At 72.2% G+C, this 16,421-nt stretch carries 18 protein-coding genes and 2 pseudogenes; 8 read left to right on the top strand and 12 right to left on the bottom strand.

Going from position 1 to position 16,421, the window contains the following annotated elements:
• Positions 1 to 19 precede the first annotated feature (19 nt).
• Positions 20 to 667, bottom strand: a complete 648-nt coding sequence (locus ACIBJG_RS09245) for a uridine kinase (protein ID WP_399305940.1) — start codon at positions 665 to 667, stop codon at positions 20 to 22.
• Positions 668 to 736: 69 nt separating this feature from the next.
• Between ACIBJG_RS09245 and ACIBJG_RS09240 the strand changes: the two genes are divergently transcribed.
• On the top strand, positions 737 to 1,102 hold the full coding sequence (locus ACIBJG_RS09240; RefSeq protein ID WP_399305937.1) for a nuclear transport factor 2 family protein: 366 nt from the start codon (positions 737 to 739) through the stop codon (positions 1,100 to 1,102).
• A gap of 50 nt (positions 1,103 to 1,152) precedes the next feature.
• Here ACIBJG_RS09240 and ACIBJG_RS09235 read toward each other — a convergent pair whose 3' ends face one another.
• Together ACIBJG_RS09235 and ACIBJG_RS09230 are read right to left on the bottom strand one after the other, a co-directional pair.
• Positions 1,153 to 1,665 (bottom strand): cupin domain-containing protein, encoded by a 513-nt coding sequence (locus ACIBJG_RS09235; RefSeq protein ID WP_399305934.1) that lies wholly within the window; start codon positions 1,663 to 1,665, stop codon positions 1,153 to 1,155.
• A gap of 116 nt (positions 1,666 to 1,781) precedes the next feature.
• Positions 1,782 to 2,459 carry a winged helix-turn-helix transcriptional regulator gene (locus ACIBJG_RS09230; RefSeq protein ID WP_399305931.1) on the bottom strand — a complete coding sequence of 226 codons (678 nt, stop codon included), beginning with the start codon at positions 2,457 to 2,459 and terminating at the stop codon, positions 1,782 to 1,784.
• An 88-nt stretch (positions 2,460 to 2,547) separates the two neighbouring features.
• Between ACIBJG_RS09230 and ACIBJG_RS09225 the strand changes: the two genes are divergently transcribed.
• Both ACIBJG_RS09225 and ACIBJG_RS09220 read left to right on the top strand, forming a co-directional pair.
• The gene (locus ACIBJG_RS09225) at positions 2,548 to 3,759 is read left to right on the top strand and encodes a pyridoxal phosphate-dependent aminotransferase (protein WP_399305928.1); all 1,212 of its coding nucleotides are present in this window, start codon (positions 2,548 to 2,550) and stop codon (positions 3,757 to 3,759) included.
• A 27-nt stretch (positions 3,760 to 3,786) separates the two neighbouring features.
• A complete protein-coding gene (locus tag ACIBJG_RS09220; protein ID WP_399306299.1) occupies positions 3,787 to 4,407 on the top strand; it encodes a peptidase in 621 nt (206 codons plus the stop codon).
• A gap of 462 nt (positions 4,408 to 4,869) precedes the next feature.
• On the opposite strand, the gene ACIBJG_RS09215 is transcribed toward ACIBJG_RS09220, so the two are convergent.
• On the bottom strand, positions 4,870 to 5,601 hold the full coding sequence (locus ACIBJG_RS09215) for a hypothetical protein (protein ID WP_399305926.1): 732 nt from the start codon (positions 5,599 to 5,601) through the stop codon (positions 4,870 to 4,872).
• Positions 5,602 to 5,806: 205 nt separating this feature from the next.
• Here ACIBJG_RS09215 and ACIBJG_RS09210 point away from each other — a divergent pair, with 205 nt between their 5' ends.
• Positions 5,807 to 6,343 (top strand): DUF3574 domain-containing protein, encoded by a 537-nt coding sequence (locus tag ACIBJG_RS09210; RefSeq protein WP_399305923.1) that lies wholly within the window; start codon positions 5,807 to 5,809, stop codon positions 6,341 to 6,343.
• Positions 6,344 to 6,366: 23 nt separating this feature from the next.
• Here the strand turns inward: ACIBJG_RS09210 and ACIBJG_RS09205 are convergent, their stop codons facing one another.
• Positions 6,367 to 6,774 (bottom strand): HXXEE domain-containing protein, encoded by a 408-nt coding sequence (locus ACIBJG_RS09205; RefSeq protein ID WP_399305920.1) that lies wholly within the window; start codon positions 6,772 to 6,774, stop codon positions 6,367 to 6,369.
• Positions 6,775 to 6,791: 17 nt separating this feature from the next.
• On the opposite strand from ACIBJG_RS09205, the gene ACIBJG_RS09200 reads away from it, so the two are divergent.
• Positions 6,792 to 7,259 carry a TetR-like C-terminal domain-containing protein gene (locus tag ACIBJG_RS09200; protein ID WP_399305917.1) on the top strand — a complete coding sequence of 156 codons (468 nt, stop codon included), beginning with the start codon at positions 6,792 to 6,794 and terminating at the stop codon, positions 7,257 to 7,259.
• Here ACIBJG_RS09200 and ACIBJG_RS09195 read toward each other — a convergent pair.
• The 3 genes from ACIBJG_RS09195 to ACIBJG_RS09185 form a co-directional block, all read right to left on the bottom strand.
• Positions 7,166 to 8,488, bottom strand: coding sequence for an SWIM zinc finger family protein (locus ACIBJG_RS09195; protein WP_399305914.1), 1,323 nt, complete (start codon positions 8,486 to 8,488; stop codon positions 7,166 to 7,168). The genes ACIBJG_RS09200 and ACIBJG_RS09195 overlap by 94 nt on opposite strands.
• Positions 8,485 to 11,442 carry a DEAD/DEAH box helicase gene (locus ACIBJG_RS09190; protein WP_399305911.1) on the bottom strand — a complete coding sequence of 986 codons (2,958 nt, stop codon included), beginning with the start codon at positions 11,440 to 11,442 and terminating at the stop codon, positions 8,485 to 8,487. Before ACIBJG_RS09190 ends, ACIBJG_RS09195 begins: the two co-directional genes overlap by 4 nt.
• 216 nt (positions 11,443 to 11,658) lie before the next feature.
• Positions 11,659 to 12,675, bottom strand: a complete 1,017-nt coding sequence (locus ACIBJG_RS09185; protein ID WP_399305908.1) for a slipin family protein — start codon at positions 12,673 to 12,675, stop codon at positions 11,659 to 11,661.
• A 258-nt stretch (positions 12,676 to 12,933) separates the two neighbouring features.
• Here ACIBJG_RS09185 and ACIBJG_RS09180 point away from each other — a divergent pair, with 258 nt between their 5' ends.
• Positions 12,934 to 13,281: a hypothetical protein gene (locus ACIBJG_RS09180; RefSeq protein WP_399305905.1), complete on the top strand. Its 348-nt coding sequence runs from the start codon at positions 12,934 to 12,936 to the stop codon at positions 13,279 to 13,281.
• A gap of 135 nt (positions 13,282 to 13,416) precedes the next feature.
• Here ACIBJG_RS09180 and ACIBJG_RS09175 read toward each other — a convergent pair whose 3' ends face one another.
• From ACIBJG_RS09175 to ACIBJG_RS09165, 3 genes and pseudogenes are all read right to left on the bottom strand, one after another.
• A complete protein-coding gene (locus tag ACIBJG_RS09175) occupies positions 13,417 to 13,881 on the bottom strand; it encodes a DoxX family protein (RefSeq protein WP_399305902.1) in 465 nt (154 codons plus the stop codon).
• 108 nt (positions 13,882 to 13,989) lie between these two features.
• Positions 13,990 to 14,685: a class I SAM-dependent methyltransferase gene (locus ACIBJG_RS09170; RefSeq protein WP_399305899.1), complete on the bottom strand. Its 696-nt coding sequence runs from the start codon at positions 14,683 to 14,685 to the stop codon at positions 13,990 to 13,992.
• 41 nt (positions 14,686 to 14,726) lie between these two features.
• Positions 14,727 to 15,131, bottom strand: a pseudogene (locus ACIBJG_RS09165) (helix-turn-helix domain-containing protein); the annotation flags it as partial.
• Here ACIBJG_RS09165 and ACIBJG_RS09160 point away from each other — a divergent pair.
• Together ACIBJG_RS09160 and ACIBJG_RS09155 are read left to right on the top strand one after the other, a co-directional pair.
• A pseudogene (locus ACIBJG_RS09160) lies at positions 15,132 to 15,751 on the top strand (GDSL-type esterase/lipase family protein); the annotation flags it as partial.
• Positions 15,738 to 16,016 carry a DUF6343 family protein gene (locus ACIBJG_RS09155; protein WP_399305896.1) on the top strand — a complete coding sequence of 93 codons (279 nt, stop codon included), beginning with the start codon at positions 15,738 to 15,740 and terminating at the stop codon, positions 16,014 to 16,016. The pseudogene ACIBJG_RS09160 and the gene ACIBJG_RS09155, both read left to right, overlap by 14 nt.
• Positions 16,017 to 16,029: 13 nt before the next feature.
• On the opposite strand, the gene ACIBJG_RS09150 is transcribed toward ACIBJG_RS09155, so the two are convergent.
• Positions 16,030 to 16,398 carry a tetratricopeptide repeat protein gene (locus ACIBJG_RS09150; protein ID WP_399305893.1) on the bottom strand — a complete coding sequence of 123 codons (369 nt, stop codon included), beginning with the start codon at positions 16,396 to 16,398 and terminating at the stop codon, positions 16,030 to 16,032.
• Between the last annotated feature and the right edge of the window lie 23 nt (positions 16,399 to 16,421).

Raw genomic sequence — 16,421 nt, 5'->3', positions numbered from 1 at the left:
GAGCCGGGCGCCTTACGCGCTACCCGTCCTGCCGCAGCCCGGTCCAGGCCGGATGGTGCGGGTCATCGGCCCTGACGACCACGTCCGCGCCGACGGTGGGCGCCACCTCGTCCTCGTACCGGGCGAAGGCGGGCAGGGTCCACTGCTCGCCCTCCCCCGTGCGCCGCCGCAGCGCGCCCGCCGACAGCCGCAGATGGACGCTCAGGTCGAACGGGAACCAGTGCCCCAGCAGCAACGGCCCGTGCAGGACCAGCACTCCGCCCTCCGGCAGGGTCCGGTACGGGCTCCGCGTGGCCCGGTCCGTCACCGGATCCCACAGATCGGGCAGCACCCGCCCGCTGCCACCCGGCTCCAGCGGGCCGAACACCTCGCGCCACAGCGCTCCGGTGTCGAACCAGCTGCCGTAGTACGAGTCGGGGTCCCGCCTGCCGTACTCGTACCGCAGACTGGCCGGCCGCAGGAACCCCGCGGTGGACACCGGGAGCACGGCCCGGCCACGCAGCCGCAGCGCCTGGGCCACCGCCTCGGCCGGTTCGCCCGTGCGGGCGGCCGGGGCGCCGTCGACGGCGATCTTGAGCCAGGGCCCTCCGTCGGCAGGCTTCAGCGCGTCGGCGTGCGCGGCCAGCGCGTCCGCCAGCCGTTCCCAGGTGATCGCTTCGAATCGCACGTGTCCATCGTGCACCCCTCGCCGAAAAGCTTCGGCGCCCACCCGTTCGAGCGCGCTACGGTCCTGCCCATGGATCTCGAATTCGCCCGCAGGTTCGCCTCGACGTGGCAGGACGACTGGAACTCCCACGACCTGGACCGCATCCTGGCGCACTACCACGAGGACGTGACGTTCAGCTCCCCCATGATCGCGCGGTTCACCGGGGACATCTCCGGCACGGTCCGCGGGAAGAGTGAGCTGCGCGCGTACTGGGCACGCGGGCTGGAGCTGATCCCCGACCTCGCGTTCGAGGTGATGGACGTGCGGGTGGGCGTCGACACGGTGGTGATCGACTACCGCAATCAGATCGGGGGCCGGGTGTACGAGGTGCTGACCTTCTCGGACGGCCTGGTGAGCGCCGGTCTCGGCGCGTACGGGGAGACACTCGCCCGCTGACGGTCGGCGCCCGGCGGCCGGCCGGGGCGCCAGAGGGCGGGTGCCTCGCGCTACTTCTTGCCGCAGTCCACCGCATCGGCGTCGTCGGAGAGCGGGCTGCCCTCGGGCAGCAGATAGGTCACCCAGAGGACGACGGGTTCGGTGCCCAGATTGCGTCCGATGTGGCGGTGCTTCGTGCCGGACGGCTCGATGAACGACGTGCCCGCAGGCGTCGCCTCGACCGTGCAGTCGTCCAGGGTGCGGGTCAGCGTCCCGGACTTGACGACGGCGATCAGCTGGCCGCGGTGGGTGTGCCAGCCGGTGGAACCGCCCGGCTCGACCGTGATCGTCCGGAAGGTGACGTCGGTGCGCCCCTTCGGTGCCTTCACCTTCAGCTTGCCCGCTGACGTGCCCTCCGCGACCACGGTGCCGCTCACCCCGCTGCCGGGGGTGGCGACGGCCGCCGCCGGTACGAAGCCGAGCGCGGCCACACAGCCCCCGATGACGAGCGCTCTACCCGGTCGCCCCTGGAAACCCGGTCGCCCCTGGGATCCCTGCCGCCCCTGCTGTCTGCTCGTTCTCACGCGTGACTCCTCCATATCGTTGTCCCGGACATCCCAAATGCCCCGACACTACCCAGAGGTTGACCGCGCGAATCACGCCGTCGCACGCGTCATGTCACGCCACCACCACCGTCCCGTCAGGCGCCGCGCAGCTCCGCCGCCAGCGGCCCGTCACCGGCCACCTCGATCCGCCCGTCCTTCACGGCCTCGGCGAACGTCAGCTCGCCCCGCCCCAGCGCGAGACAGAGCTCGGCGTCGAGGGTGATGCGCGCATCGGCGCGAGTGGCGGGCCCGTCCCCGTAGACCGGTTCCCCCGACGCCGGCTCCCCCGTACGCACATGGAACTCGCCCTCGTCCAGGTGCACATCGACCACCCCGCCGGCAGCCGCTGCCCCGAACCCGTCCAGCGCGCGCAGCAGCGGAAGGGCGAACCAGTGCGCCCGGACCGCGTCCGTGGGCCTTCGCTCCACCAGCGCGGGCGCCCCCCACTCGGCGAGCGCCGCGAGGACGGGGAGCAGTCCGTGTCCCCGTTCGGTGAGTTCGTAGACCGCGGCCGCCGCGGGGGGCGGCAGTCTGCGGCGGGTGACCAGCCCGCCCTGCTCCATGTCCTTGAGCCGGGAGGCCAGGACGTCCGTGCTGACACCGGGGAGGTCGGCGTGCAGATCGGTGTAGCGGCGCGGCCCGGCCAGCAGTTCACGGACGATCAGCAGGGTCCACCGGTCGCCGACCGCGTCCAGCGCCCGGGCGCCGGCACAGAACTGGTCGTAACTCCGGCGGCGGACCGGGCGGGTTGCGGGCTGTTGCTGACGTGGCATGCGACGCAGTCTAGACATGTTGTTGGACTTTCCAAGCCCAAGCTTGGTAAAACCAAGTATCGCAATCGGGTCGGGGAGGCAGCACCGCATGGAATTTCGCCAGTCCAGCAAGCTCAACGAGGTCTGTTACGAGATCCGGGGCCCGGTCATCGAGCACGCCAACGCCCTGGAGGAGGCGGGCCACAGCGTGCTGCGGCTCAACACGGGCAATCCGGCGCTGTTCGGTTTCGAGGCGCCGGAGGAGATCGTCCAGGACATGATCCGGATGCTCCCGCAGGCCCATGGCTACACCGACTCGCGCGGCATCCTGTCCGCCCGCCGGGCCGTGGCGCAGCGCTACCAGGCGATGGGGCTTGCGGAGGTCGGCGTCGATGACATCTTCCTCGGCAACGGCGTCTCCGAGCTGATCTCGATGGCGGTGCAGGGGCTGCTGGAGGACGGCGACGAGGTGCTCATCCCGTCCCCGGACTATCCGCTGTGGACCGCGGTGACGACGCTGGCCGGCGGCAAGGCCGTGCACTACGTGTGCGACGAGGCATCGGACTGGAACCCCGACCTCGCCGACATGGCCTCGAAGATCACCGACCGCACCAGGGCCGTCGTGATCATCAACCCCAACAACCCGACCGGCGCCGTCTACCCGCGCGAGATCCTCGAAGGCATCCTCGACCTGGCGCGCCGGCACGGCCTGATGGTGTTCGCCGACGAGATCTACGACCAGATCCTGTACGACGACGCCGAGCACCACAGCGTGGCGGTCCTCGCTCCCGACCTGGTCTGCCTCACCTTCAGCGGGCTCTCCAAGACGTACCGCGTGGCCGGCTTCCGTTCGGGCTGGATGGTGGTGTCGGGTCCGAAGCAGCACGCCCGCAGCTACCTGGAGGGGCTCATCATGCTCGCCTCCATGCGGCTGTGCCCCAACGCCCCTGCGCAGTACGCGATCCAGGCCGCGCTCGGGGGCTGCCAGTCCATCCGGGAACTGGTCGTTCCCGGGGGCAGGCTGTACGAGCAGCGCAACCGCGCCTGGGAGAAGCTGAACGAGATCCCCGGGGTGTCGTGCGTGAAGCCGAAGGGCGCGCTGTACGCCTTCCCGCGCATCGACCCGAAGGTGCACCCGATCGTCGACGACGAGAAGTTCGTCCTGGACCTGCTGCTGCGCGAGAAGATCCAGGTCGTCCAGGGCACGGGTTTCAACTGGCCGCGGCCCGACCACTTCCGGATCCTGACCCTCCCGTACGCTGACGATCTTGACGCGGCGATCAGCCGCATCGGCCGCTTCCTGGCGGGGTACCGGCAGTGAGTACCCGCCGGCGATGAACGGATACCGATCGTGAGCTGCCCCACCTGCCAGGTCCCGGTGCACACCCAGTTCGCCTCGTTCGAGCTCGTCGGGCCGATCGTCGAGGGCGGGCTCGACCCGGCGTCCGACCCCGCCTGGGCGGAGTCGGGCGCGAGCTCACCGGCGGAGTACGCACGGTGGGCGGGCCATCTGTGCGGTATGACCTGCCTGCGCATGGCGCTCGGCGCCGATGCCCCGTCACTCTTCGTACTGCGGGACGGAGCGCTGGAGTACGGCGCGTACACGGAGGACACCGACGGCGCGATCCGGGGACTGGTCTACGCCCCGTTCGCCACGTACGTACGTGAGAAGCACGGCCTGGAGGCGACGGTCCACCGGCATCTCGCACCGGCGGAGATGCTGGACCTGCTGGACGGGGGCCGGTCCGTCATGGCGTCGGTGCACTACGCGATCCGCCATCCGCGGCGGCCCGCACCGGGACGCGGTGGCCACCTGGTGCTCCTGACGTCCCGCACCTCCGACGGGACGGGCGTCCACTTCCACAACCCGTCCGGCACGTCGGCCGCGACCCGGGCGGCGGAGCTTCCCCTGACCGAGTTCGAGCGCTTCTTCGCCGGGCGCGGGGTGTCACTGCGCGCGGCGGTGTGACGCGGAGCCCCGGGAAAGGGAGCGGGCCCGAGGGCGTAGCCGGCCCCCGGGCCCTGTGATTGCCGCCTGTACGGCACGCCGACACTTTTAAAGGTCCCGTGTCAGTCTGATGTCGCCGCGTCCTGCCTTTAGACGACCGCGGATCGAAGCTCCGCGGGCCGGAGTCGAACCGGCATCTCGACGCGCACGGGCACGGGCCCGGTCGATTCGGCGATAGGCGGCGCATGCTGAATCTGGAGCAAGAGTCTGAGATTGATCGCGGCCTGCCTCTGCCAGTTGGGCTACCCCGGCCCGCATCCGTACGGGAGGTACGGACATCCGTACGGGAGGTACGGAAGTGCCGGGGGAGGACTCGAACCTCCACTTGAACCGCGTCGTCACGACAAACTTCAGTGTCAGCTTTGCGCTCCTCGCGCACCCCGGCCGCGTCGACCGCCGCCGGGGATTCCATGGTCGGTCACCTCATCCGAAGAGGTAACCGAAGACCGCATCACCCACCCGCTGGTCCGTGACGTCCACGCCGTTGGCCTCCTCGCGGGCGAACTTGACGGCCTGCTGGAGCTTCTCCACCCGGTCGAGCAGTTCGTTGATCCGCCGCGCGGGCAGCGCCCCGGAGAACTTCACGGTCCTCCAGTAGCCGATCGGGACGTCCTCGTAGTACACCTCGACCTGCGCCGGGTGCTTCTCGGTGGCCTCCGCCTTCACGTGGTTACGGGGCACCTTCTTCGTGCGCAGGGTCCGCACCGGCTCGGTCTTCCACGAGTCCGTCGACGGGTCCTGGCTCCAGGCCTCGGAGGCGTCGAGCACCGGTAGCTTGCGAACGAAGGTGTTGATGTCCGTGAGCTGCTTCTCCAGGAAGAGCAGGTACGACACCGGCACGTCGCTCACGAGCACGCGTCCGTCGACCGAGACGTCGGCGCGGGCCGCGCAGTTCGCCCAGTCCTTCGTGGCGGTCACGTCGAAGAGGCGGGTGAGGGTCGCCGCGGTCTCCCGCAGCACGTCCTCGGCCTTGATCTGCACCAGGGTGGACTCGGGCGGCAACTGCTCGCCCTCCTCGTCCTTCGGCTGGTACGTCCGGGAGATCCCGGCCAGCAGCCCGGCCTTCTGGAGGCCGTGATGCGCCGCCGTCAGGTCCTGGTGAGCCTTGGACTTGACGCCCTTCTCCACTGCGATGATCTGATTGAGTTTCGCCACGTCCAGGAAACCAGCAACAGCAACACACGCCGCACCAGAGGTTTTTGTCGCACGGGAAGCGCCCGGAACATCCGATGCGCCCGTGCGCGCCCGCCCGTTCGAGTGGATTCCGTGCGGCGCCCCTGTGCCACCGCTGTCCGGCGGGGGCAGCTTGCCACAGTGAGCCCCGCGCACCTGCCCCGCACCTGGTACGAAGGGCCTCCCCATGCCTCGTCTCCCTCGCTTCGCCGGCGCACAGAACCCGGCCACCCCCGGATGTGCGGACCCCCGCCTCCGCCCGCGCCGTCGCGCCGCACTCGCCATCGCCGCGACGGGCCTCGCGGTCCTGGCCGTGGGCACACCCGTCGCGTACGCCACGCTGGGAACGGGCTCCCCCACGGACTCAGGGCCGGCGACGTTGGCCGCGCGGGGCAAGGACTACGTCGAGACGCGGCTGTTCTTCGGCACCGAACGCCCGGACGGTGGACCGGATGTGAGCGATCGGCAGTTCCTGGACTTCATCGATGACGAAGTCACCCCGCGCTTCCCGAACGGGCTGACCATCCAGGACGGCCGGGGGCAGTGGCGGGACTCCCACGGAGTCATCGAGCGGGAGCGCAGCTACGAACTGACTCTGCTCTACCCGGCGTCCGAGGCCAGGGTGCGCGATCCGCAGATCGAGCGGATCCGCAACGCGTACGAGAAGGCGTATGCCCAGGACTCGGTGGCGCGGCTGGAGGAGCGGACGACGGCTGACTTCTGATGCCGGGCGCCGGCGGCGCCCGGTCACGCGCCGGCCGTACGCCGCCGGGACAGAAGGCGTGCCGCCGCGTGCACCCCCACCACGGCCACCGGCAGGAACGCGAGCCCGGTGGCCGCCGTGCGGCCCCCGCCCAGCGGGACGCCCGCCTCCCGCAGCCGACGCAGCGCCCAGAGCGAGTACGGAATGACGACGGTCGGCGACGTGGCCACCCCCGGGGTGTAGCCGCCGTACGCCGCCGACTGCGCCAGGTGCACCACGCCGTGCAGCCCGAAGCCGACCAGGACGGTGCCGAAGAACGGGCTGCGGCCTCCGGTGCGCGCGCCGTCCGCAGCGGCGGCCGCGACGATCCCTCCCATGAGGCCGATGGCCGTGTTCACTTCGCGCTGCGAGAGAGCCGTCCGCTGCCACACCCGTTCCGGCACCCACGGCATTCGCTTCCTGAGTATCGATGTTCCCGACACCGGCACACTGCGCGGTGGACCTGGTCGCGCTGACGGAGCAGGTCATCGGCCTGGTCACCGGCGTACGCACCCAGCCGGTCGTGCGGGCCGTGACCTCGGGGTCGGGGCTGCCGGACGACGAACTCGCCGCACTGACCCGCGACTTCTTCGCCGACCGGTTCTCCCGCGAGCAGCCGGTGTTCGCACGGGCCGCCGCACGCGGCGAACTTCCCCCGGGCGTCGACCCGATGCTGCTGCTCGACCTGATCGCCGGGGCCGTATGGATGCGGGCGCTGCTGCGGAACGAGCCGGTTCCGCCCGGTTTCGCCGCTGCCGCCGTAGACGCCGTGCTGCCCGCCCGGAGCGGTTCCCGAGCCGGCCGTCAGCCGCCGCTGAGTTCCAGCAGCGCGCCCACCGGGTCGGAGTCCGGTGCGGCCCTGGGCCACCACTCGTCCTCGCCGGCGTCCGACTCGTAGCCGTACCACCGGCCGTCGTGGCCGAAGCGGAGCTGGAGTGTGCCGCCGGGGTGGGTGAGGTGGTTGCGCCACGGCTGGAAGCGTGGGAAGCCGGCCGCCGCGAGCGCCGGCCGGGCTCGGTCGAACGGGCCGGCCGGGGGATCCCACGGCGTCTCCAGGACGGCGAGCCCCTCGGCGCCGCCCTGGCGCCAGGCTGCTACGGCCCGGGCCAGGTCGGTGGTGTTGCGGCCGGTGGCGGATGCCAGTTCACGGTAGAGGGCGCGGGTGGTGGCGGTGAGTCCGGCCGTGGGGCGGGCGGCTGCCAGCCGGACCGCGTCCTGCCAGGCGGTGAGCCCGGCCAGCGGGTCGGCACCGGTGGCCAGCAGTGCGTGGGCGCGGGCGGCGGCGTCGGTGGCGAGCTGGTCGAGGGCGAGGGGGTCCCGGGCGCCGGGGAACTCCGGGTACGAGGGCGGCCGGCCCGGATGCGGCTCCACCGGGAAGGGGGCGGGCAGCGGCGGCAGGAAGCGGTCGGCGAACGCCTCCTGTGCCGGTACGGACGGGGCGGCGGGCGCCGCGGGCCGCTCGCGCGCGGAGTGTGCGGCGTTGCGCCGGCCCAGGTCCTCCAGGAGTTCGCGCTCGCCCCGGCCGCGCAGCAGCAGGAGGACGAACGGGTCGGCGTCCAGGAGGCGGGCCATCTGGTAGCAGAGCGCCGCCACGTGCTTGCACGGCCAGCCGTGGTCGGGGCAGGAGCAGCCGGGGTCGAGGTCGTCGGCCGCGGGGAGCAGGGCGACTCCGGCGGCCGCCGCCGTGTCGGCGAGGGAGTGCGGCATCTCCTTGGCGAGCAGTGCGGCGAGATGACCGGGGCGGGCGGCGACCGCGTCGAGGAAGGTGTCCCAGTCGGGGTCGGTGAGGGCGCGCAGCCGGAGCTCGGCGCGGTAGGGGCGGGGGCGGCTGCCGTGCACGTAGGCGACGACACGCCCCGGGGTGACGGTGATCGCGGCGACGTTCCCGCTGTCCGCGTACGCGCGTCCGCGGGCGAGCCTGGGCCCGTCCATCGAGAGGTCCTCCAGCGCCGCCACCCAGGCCCTGCCCCACCAGCTGTCCGCGAACGGCTCGTCGTCGCCGGAGGTGCGTGCGGGCACGGCCTCGAAGGTCCGCCGCAGGTCGTCGGGGCCGGGCCGGGACCGGGTGGCGGGCCGGGGGCCGGTGGAGGCGTGGGGGCGGGCACCGGAGGCGGGACGGGGGCTCACGACGGCCTCCGGAGCGAGACGAGATCGGCCAGGTCGCGGTCGCTGAGCTCGGTCAGCGCGGTCTCTCCGCTGCCGAGCACGGCGTCGGCCAGGGCCCGCTTGGCCAGCAGCATCTCGCCGATCCGGTCCTCGACGGTGCCTTCGGCGATCAGCCGGTGCACCTGGACCGGCTGGGTCTGCCCGATGCGGTACGCACGGTCCGTGGCCTGCTCCTCGACCGCCGGGTTCCACCAGCGGTCGTAGTGGATGACATGGGCGGCCCGGGTGAGGTTCAGTCCGGTGCCGGCGGCCTTGAGGGAGAGCAGGAAGACCGGTACCTCGCCGGACTGGAAGCGGTCCACCATCCGCTCCCGCTCGGGCACCGGCGTACCGCCGTGCAGGAGCTGGGAGGGGATCGCGCGCGAGGTGAGGTGCGCGGAGAGCAGCCGGGCCATCGTCACGTACTGGGTGAAGACGAGCACCGAGCCGTCCTCGGCGAGGATCGTGTCGAGGAGTTCGTCGAGCAGCGCGAGCTTCCCCGACCGGCCTGTGAGCCGGGTCGGTTCCTCCTTCAGATACTGCGCGGGGTGGTTGCAGATCTGCTTGAGCGAGGCCAGCAGCTTCATGATCAGGCCGCGCCGGGCGATGCCCTCGGAGGCCTCGATGAACGCCATGGTCTCGCGCACCGTGGCCTCGTAGAGCGTGGCCTGTTCGCGCGTGAGGAAGACGGCGTGGTCGGTCTCCGTCTTGGGCGGCAGCTCGGGGGCGATGCCCGGGTCGGACTTCTTGCGGCGCAGCAGGAAGGGCCTGACCAGCCGGGAGAGCCGCTCCACCGCTTCGTCGTTGGCGATGCCCGCGGCAGTTCCGGTGTTCTCCACGATGCGGGCGTGGCGGGCCCGGAACGCCTTGAGGGGGCCGAGCAGTCCGGGAGTGGTCCAGTCGAGCAGCGCCCAGAGCTCGGAGAGGTTGTTCTCGACGGGGGTGCCGGTCAGGGCGACCCGGGCCGGGGACGGGATGGTGCGCAGCGCCTTCGCCGTGGAGGAGTGCGGGTTCTTCACGTGCTGGGCCTCGTCGGCGACGACCAGTCCCCAGCTGTGGGCGGCCAGTTCGACCGCGCTGGAGCGCATCGTGCCGTACGTGGTGAGGACGAAGCCGCCGTCGGGCTCGGCCAGGGTGCGGTCGGGGCCGTGGAACCGCCGCACGGGGACGCCGGGCGCGAAGCGGTTGATCTCCCGGTGCCAGTTGCCCAGCAGCGAGGCGGGGCAGATCACCAGTGTGGGAGCGGGGTGGGCGCGGTGCAGATGGAGGGCGATGAGGGTGATGGTCTTGCCGAGACCCATGTCGTCGGCCAGGCAGCCCCCGAGGCCCAGCGACGTCATCCGGTCCAGCCAGGCCAGACCGCGCAGCTGGTAGTCGCGGAGGGTGGCGTCGAGACCGGGCGGCGGTGCGATGAGGGTGTCGTCCTCGACGATGCGGGCGCGCAGCGCGGCCAGCGCGCCGACCGGCACGGCCTCGACCTGCTCGCCGTCCACTTCCGCGCTGCCGGTCAGGGCGACGGCCAGGGCGTCCACCGGGTCGAGCAGGCCCAGCTCCCGCTTGCGTGCCTTGCGTACGAGAGCGGGGTCGACGACGACCCACTGGTCGCGCAGCCGCACGACGGGCCGGTGTGCCTCGGCGAGCACGTCCATCTCGGCCTCGGTCAGCTTCTGGTCCCCCAGTGAGAGCTGCCAGTTGAAACTGAAGAGCTGTTCGGCGTCGAAGAAGGAGGTGCCGTCGGTGGCCGAGCCGGGCGCGGGTCGCACGACGGCCGCCGCGGTGAGGGAGCGGGCGAGCTCCCTGGGCCAGTGCACGCTCACCCCGGCGGCCGACAGCCGTGCCCCGCCGGCGCCCAGCAGCTCCTGCAACTCGTCCTCGGTGAGGGCCAGCACGTCGGGGACGGGCTGGTCCAGCAGTCGTTCCAGCGGGGCCCAGACGCGGGCGGCGCGGCGCAGGGCGAGCACGGCGTCGATCCGGGAGCGCGGGCCGAAGGGTTCGCCCGCCGTGCCGTTCCACAGGGCGGCCGCGTCGACGACGTAGGTGGGGTCGGCGAGGCTGTGCACCTGGGTGATGGCGGCGCCGGCATGCCGTGCAGCGGCCGGTGCGTAGCCGTCGGCCGTCTCCTCGCCCGCCGTGGCGCCGGTGGTGCCGGTCGCGTCGAAGAGCTCGTACGCCGAGAGGTCCAGGCGCAGCGACACCCGTACGCCCGCGTCCAGTCCTGCCGCGACCTCGACCGCCCACTCCCGGACGCCGGGCAGGTGCCGGCCCTCCCGGGCCGCGAAGGGCGCGCCCATGGCGAAGGCGGCCGCGGGGGTCCGGGGCAGGGTGTCGGCCACCGCGTCGAGGAAGGAGCCGATGAGCGGCTCGGGGTCGGGGACCCGCAGGGGCGTGCGGTCCGGGACAGGGATCGCATACCCCTCGGCGGGCATGGCCGCGGCGACCGCACGCAGGTGGGCGATGTCCTCGGCGTCGCGCGGTCCGGCCCGCCAGGCGTCGTGGTCGTCGGCAGTCAGTCCGGGGAGCATCCGGCCGCGGGAGACGAGGTGGAGCGCGTGCAGGGTGGCGGCGCCCCAGCAGCGGGTGGCGGGGTGGGCGGACCGCAGGTGTCGGGCACGGGCCAGCAGGGGCACGGCTTCGGCGACCGGGACCAGCAGGGCGGGCACGGTGCTCCGGCGGACGTCCCCCTGCTCGTCGTCGCGGCGGACGACCGTGATCTCGGAGGCCCGCGCGCCCGAGCCGTCCGCCTCGGCGGGTCCACCGGGGCCCTCCAGGGCCCCGGTGCCGGGCCCCCACAGGTCGACCGGGTCGGGCAGCGGGTGCCCTTCCGGGTGCCAGAACGCGATCCGTCCCTCGCGGGGGAGGGCGGCGGGCAGGAAGACCGCGGCGCAGCGCAGCAGGCGGCCGACGGCCGCGTCCTGCGGTGACGGTGCGATACCCACCGGCCTCTCCCCCTTCCCGTCACGTCAGGGCCCGCTCGCGGGCCTCTGTGTCCTCGGCTCTCCGTGCCTGGTCAGCCTGGCCGGCACGGGAACCCTTCGACTCGCGAGTCTAGGCGGGCGGTCTGACAACGGACCGGCCGCCGCCGTTCCCGCAACTCGTACGGGGTCCGGCAGCGGCCGGAGCGTGACCGGGGGTGTGCCTGGCGGGCTGCCGGGTCAGTGCCTGGCCAGCGGCTTCGATCCGGTGGGGCGGGGCCGCCCGGAAGCCGGGGCTGCGGTCCTCGGTGTGGCAGGACGCAGCCGTCCGGAACCCGACGCCGCCGGATCAGAGGGGGCGGGTGCGGAGGGGGTGGGTGCGGGCTGCTCCGCCGGCGGAGGCGGAGGCGGCGCGGAGGCCTCCGGCGCCCGCTCCACGGGCTGCGGCGGCGCCGGCTGCTGCTGGGCCGGCTGCTGGGCCGGCTGCTGCTGGGCCGGCTGCTGGGCCCGCTCGAGGAAGCGGAGGAGCTCCACCGGGAACGGCAGCACCAGGGTGGAGTTCTTCTCCGCCGCCACCGCCACCACGGTCTGCAACAGCCTCAGCTGCAACGCGGCGGGCTGGGCGGACATCTGCGATGCCGCCTCGGCCAGCTTCTTGGACGCCTGGAGTTCCGCGTCCGCGTTGATGACCCGGGCACGCCGCTCACGGTCGGCCTCCGCCTGGCGGGCCATGGAGCGTTTCATCGTCTCCGGCAGCGAGACGTCCTTGATCTCGACCCGGTCGATCTGCACGCCCCACCCGACCGCAGGGCTGTCGATCATCAGCTCCAGGCCCTGGTTGAGCTTCTCCCGGTTGGAGAGCAGATCATCCAGATCGCTCTTGCCGATGATCGAACGCAACGACGTCTGCGCCATCTGCGAGACGGCGAACCGGTAGTCCTCCACCTCGACGACCGCGCTCGCCGCGTCGACCACCTTGAAGTAGATGACCGCGTCCACGCGCACCGTGACGTTGTCCCGCGTGATCCCGTCCTGCGCCGGCACAGGCATGGTCACGATCTGCATGTTGACCTTGCGCAGCCGCTCGACGCCGGGCAGCACCATCGTGAATCCCGGCCCGCGCACATCGTTGCGGAGCCGGCCGAGCCGGAGCACCACGCCCCGCTCGTACTGCTTGACGACCCGTGCTGCGGCCGCCGTGTACAGGGCTGCCGCCGCTATCACGGCCACCACTGCGATCAAGAGCTCCTGGACCATGACGGCCCCCTGCCATCCGGACGGAAATACCGGAACATCTGTTTCACGCCGAATCATGCGCTATTACCACGTTATGCCCCCTTCGGACAGTGGGCGAACCTCCGCCCGTCCACCTGTCCCCCGCCCGGCCGCCTCCCGGATGCCGGGGGCACCGGGACCGGGCAGGGTGACCAGCGTCAGCACGTCCCTCCGTGGCGCACGGGGTGGCGTGACGGAGTGCGTACGGATGAGCCGGACGAGACAGACGAGGACCCGCCCATGCCCGTGATCGACCACCGACGCCGCCGTCTCGGCATCGCCGCCCAGGCCGCGCTCCTGACCCTCACCGTCGCAGGCTGTTCGGGCCTCGGGCGGACCGCTGTCGGCCCGGTCGTCTACACGACCGAGCGGGACGCCGTGATCATGGTGAACAGCCCCTCCGTGAAGGGGTGCCACCGGCTCGCCCCCGCGGGAGCCAAGGAAGTGTCCAACAAGACGCTGATCGACATCATCCTGTACACCACGCGGGACTGCACCGGACCGGGCACGACGTACGTGGCGACGACGCTCTCCGACGTCAACGCGCCGAGCGCGCTGCCGTGGCGCAGCTTCACCACCGTCCACTGATCCGCTGAGCCGCTGATCCACTGACCCACTGAGCCGCTGATCCACTGAGCCGCTGATTCGCGGGTGCGGAAATGCGCCGGGTCGCGGCCCCCGCGGGTCGCCCACCCGGCGCATGTCCGCACCCGCGTTCCGCTCTCACGCACGGCGGCGGACCAGCGCGATCAGTGCCGCCGTCCCGTCCCGGCGGTCCCGGGCGATCAGCACCATCACCACGATGAGCACCGCGGGCATCACCGCGTTCGGCGGGTCGAGCAGCGTCAGCTGGACGATCGACGCCCCTGCCAGCAGCCCGCAGAAGGCGATGGCCGCCACCCCGGCGAGGACCGGGACCAGCAGCGCGATCGCCCCGGCCGTCTCCAGTGCGCCGATGGCGTACATCGCACCGTGGCTCCAGCCCATCCGGCCGAAGGACTCGACGGCTGACTCATGGGCGATCAGCTTGGCGATCCCGCTGAAGCCGAGGAAGAGGGCGAGGGCGTACCGCGCCACGTTCAGCGCGACGGTGCCCCGGCCACGGCGGCCGACGGCAGCGGAGCGGGATGCGGGGGCGGCGGACGTGGACGCGGCGGATGTGGACGCGGCGGTCGTGGTCTCGGACATGGCGGTCTCCTCGGGGAAGCGGTGGGCGGTGGCGCTCACACAAGGTCAGACCGGTTCCCCGCCCCGGACTCATCGCCCCACCGCCCACCAATTCGCCGGGTATCCCCGCTACTTGGGAACGGCCCGCACCCAGACACCGTCGTCCGTGAGATAGCGGTCCACTCTCAGCCCTGCCGCCTCCAGGCAGCCCTCGAACTGGTCCTTCGAAAGCGGACGCGCACGAAACGTCTGCGACCACTGCGCGTCCTCGAAGTCGTACTCGGCGCGCACAGAATGCACGCCGTCCCCGACCGGCTCCGAGGAGACGATCCGGACCGTGTACCCGGCCGGGTGGACACGCTCGCGAGGCAGGTCCGTGTGATAGTCCTCGCCCTGGCGCTGGATGAGCACCGCTCCGCCGTCGCGCACGTGTCTCCGACAGGTCCGCAGCAGCCCGTCCCGCACCCGGTGGTCGCCCGTGTGCACCAGGAAAGACGCCAGCATGACCACGTCGAAGGTCTCGTCACCGAGGTCCAGGGACTCAATGGGGCTGCACACCGTGCGCGCGCCGCGCACCCGCTCCAGCATCTGCGCCGACTCGTCCACCGCCGTGACGTCGAAGCCACGCTCGACCAGGGGATGCGTCACCCTGCCCGCCCCGCTCCCCAGTTCCAGAATGCTCGATCCGGCGGGCACTGCGGCGGCGATCACGTCCGGCTCGTCAGCGACGGCCAGGCGGGTGTACAGCTCGACCGCGCAGCCGTCCGGGGTGATCGCGCCGGGCCCCGTCCCTGAATATCCCTCACGTACCACTCGTTCGCTCATACCCGGCCGAACGAGCGGTCGGCTCCCGCCGTTCCCTCGTCTCACACCGAACGGCGGGCCACCAGTGCCGCGCTGAGGTGCTGGAGGTCCGTGGGCCGGGCCGGGGAGCGGCCGGTCAGCCGGCCGATGCGACGGATGCGGTAGTCGACGGTGTTCGGGCGGACGTGCAGCGCGGCCGCCGCGGCCCTGCGGTCCAGTCCGTGTGCGAGGTACGTCTCCAGCGTGTGCAGCGGCTCCGGTTTCGCCTCCAGCGGGTTCAGGAGACGTGCGAGCCCGTTCAGGGCCTCGCTCGGTCTGCTCAGCTGGTACTCCAACAGGACGTCTGCGAGCCGGTACAGACCGGCGGGCCGTCCGGTACGGACCACGAGGGCGACGATCTCGGCGTTACGGGCCACGGCCGCCAAAACCGCCGCCGGTTCCGTGGTCTCCGCGGCCGCGACGACCGGGGCTCGGCGGCGCCGCAGTTCGACGCGCTGCGTCCGGACACCGACCTGGTGACCCTGACGATAGGCGGGAACGACGCCGGTCCCGTCGGCATCGCGCAGGACTGCATGACGCTCGACCCGACCGCGACCCCGTGCAAGGACAAGCTGACCGAGGGCGGGGTGGACCAGGTGGCACAGCGCATCGCGGAGTTCTCTCCCCGGCCGGCAGCCGTGCTGGACGGCATCCACCAGCGTTCGCCGCAGGCCCGGGTGATCGTCACGGGCTACGGCCTCTCCATCAAGCCGGGCGGCTGCTGGCCGCTGCAGCCCGTACTCCCGGTGGACGCCGACTTCCTCCAGGGCAGCGTCGACCGGATGAACACGTGATCGCCGAGCAGAGCGCCGCACGCGGCGCCGAGTACATCGACCTCGCCACCCCGAGCAAGGGCCACGACTCCTGCCGGGCCCCGTCGGACAAGTGGGTCGAGGGGTACGTGCCGACGGCGGCGGCCGCTCCCCCGCACCCCGACCGGCGAGGTGCGTCGTTCATGGCCCGCCCCCACCTCTTCCGTCGGATCACCGCACGCACGCCGTCGCGGGTCCATGCTGGTAGGAGAGGCGATCGCCATGCGTACCGGTAATGAACCGACGACTGCCCGCAGTCCCCTGCGGATGCGGCTCTGGCTGAGTCTATGGGGCCTGGCCTGGGCCGTCTTCGGCCTGACGGCATTCACCCTCACCGACAGAGCCGGGTGGGCGGCGGCCTGCGGGGTGCTCCTCGTGCTGGTCCTGATCGACCTGACCGTGATCGTCCACCGCATGCATCAGGGGCCGCACTACCAGCCGGGCCGCACCGTCCCGCCCTACGAACCCGATCACAGGGGACGCAGACGCTACGGGCACTGAGCGCGGGAGTCGCTCAGTCCTCCCCGTCGAAACGGGCCGCCTTCAGGTACTCCGGGTTCGGGTCGAGCGCCGCCGCCAGCCGGAAGTGGCGTGTGGCCCGCTCAGGATGCCCGGAGCGCTCGAAGGTTCGCGCGAGGGCGAAGTGCGCGAAGGCGTTGTCCGGCTCCCGCTCCAGTACCAGTTCGAACTCGAGCTCGGCAGGGCGCAGTTGGGCCGCGGCGAAGAAGGCGCGGGCGCGCAGCAGCCGGGCCGCGGTGTTCTCCGGGTGGGAGGCGATCACCGAGTCGAGCAGCTGGACCGCGCCACGCGGGTCGCGCGCCGCCAGCAGTTGCTCGGCCGCGCGGAAGTCGATGACGTGTGTTTCGGGGTTCCTCTCGGGCACGGTCCCATCCTTCCCTCGTCCAC

Origin of the sequence: Streptomyces sp. NPDC050422, assembly GCF_044458665.1 — a bacterium.
In the GTDB taxonomy this organism is placed as follows: Bacteria; Actinomycetota; Actinomycetes; order Streptomycetales; family Streptomycetaceae; genus Streptomyces.
The sequence above is the reverse complement of the archived record's forward strand: the minus strand, read 5'-3'. Positions and strand labels throughout refer to the sequence as shown.

Coding starts and splice junctions, on each gene's coding strand:
- ACIBJG_RS09185 (WP_399305908.1), bottom strand. CDS start 12,675: ATGGTCCAGGAGCTCTTGATCGCAGTGGTGGCCGTGATAGCGGCGGCA.
- ACIBJG_RS09210 (WP_399305923.1), top strand. CDS start 5,807: ATGCCTCGTCTCCCTCGCTTCGCCGGCGCACAGAACCCGGCCACCCCC.
- ACIBJG_RS09205 (WP_399305920.1), bottom strand. CDS start 6,774: ATGCCGTGGGTGCCGGAACGGGTGTGGCAGCGGACGGCTCTCTCGCAG.
- ACIBJG_RS09155 (WP_399305896.1), top strand. CDS start 15,738: ATGCGTACCGGTAATGAACCGACGACTGCCCGCAGTCCCCTGCGGATG.
- ACIBJG_RS09170 (WP_399305899.1), bottom strand. CDS start 14,685: ATGAGCGAACGAGTGGTACGTGAGGGATATTCAGGGACGGGGCCCGGC.
- ACIBJG_RS09175 (WP_399305902.1), bottom strand. CDS start 13,881: ATGTCCGAGACCACGACCGCCGCGTCCACATCCGCCGCGTCCACGTCC.
- ACIBJG_RS09230 (WP_399305931.1), bottom strand. CDS start 2,459: ATGCCACGTCAGCAACAGCCCGCAACCCGCCCGGTCCGCCGCCGGAGT.
- ACIBJG_RS09225 (WP_399305928.1), top strand. CDS start 2,548: ATGGAATTTCGCCAGTCCAGCAAGCTCAACGAGGTCTGTTACGAGATC.
- ACIBJG_RS09240 (WP_399305937.1), top strand. CDS start 737: ATGGATCTCGAATTCGCCCGCAGGTTCGCCTCGACGTGGCAGGACGAC.
- ACIBJG_RS09180 (WP_399305905.1), top strand. CDS start 12,934: ATGCCCGTGATCGACCACCGACGCCGCCGTCTCGGCATCGCCGCCCAG.
- ACIBJG_RS09200 (WP_399305917.1), top strand. CDS start 6,792: ATGTTCCCGACACCGGCACACTGCGCGGTGGACCTGGTCGCGCTGACG.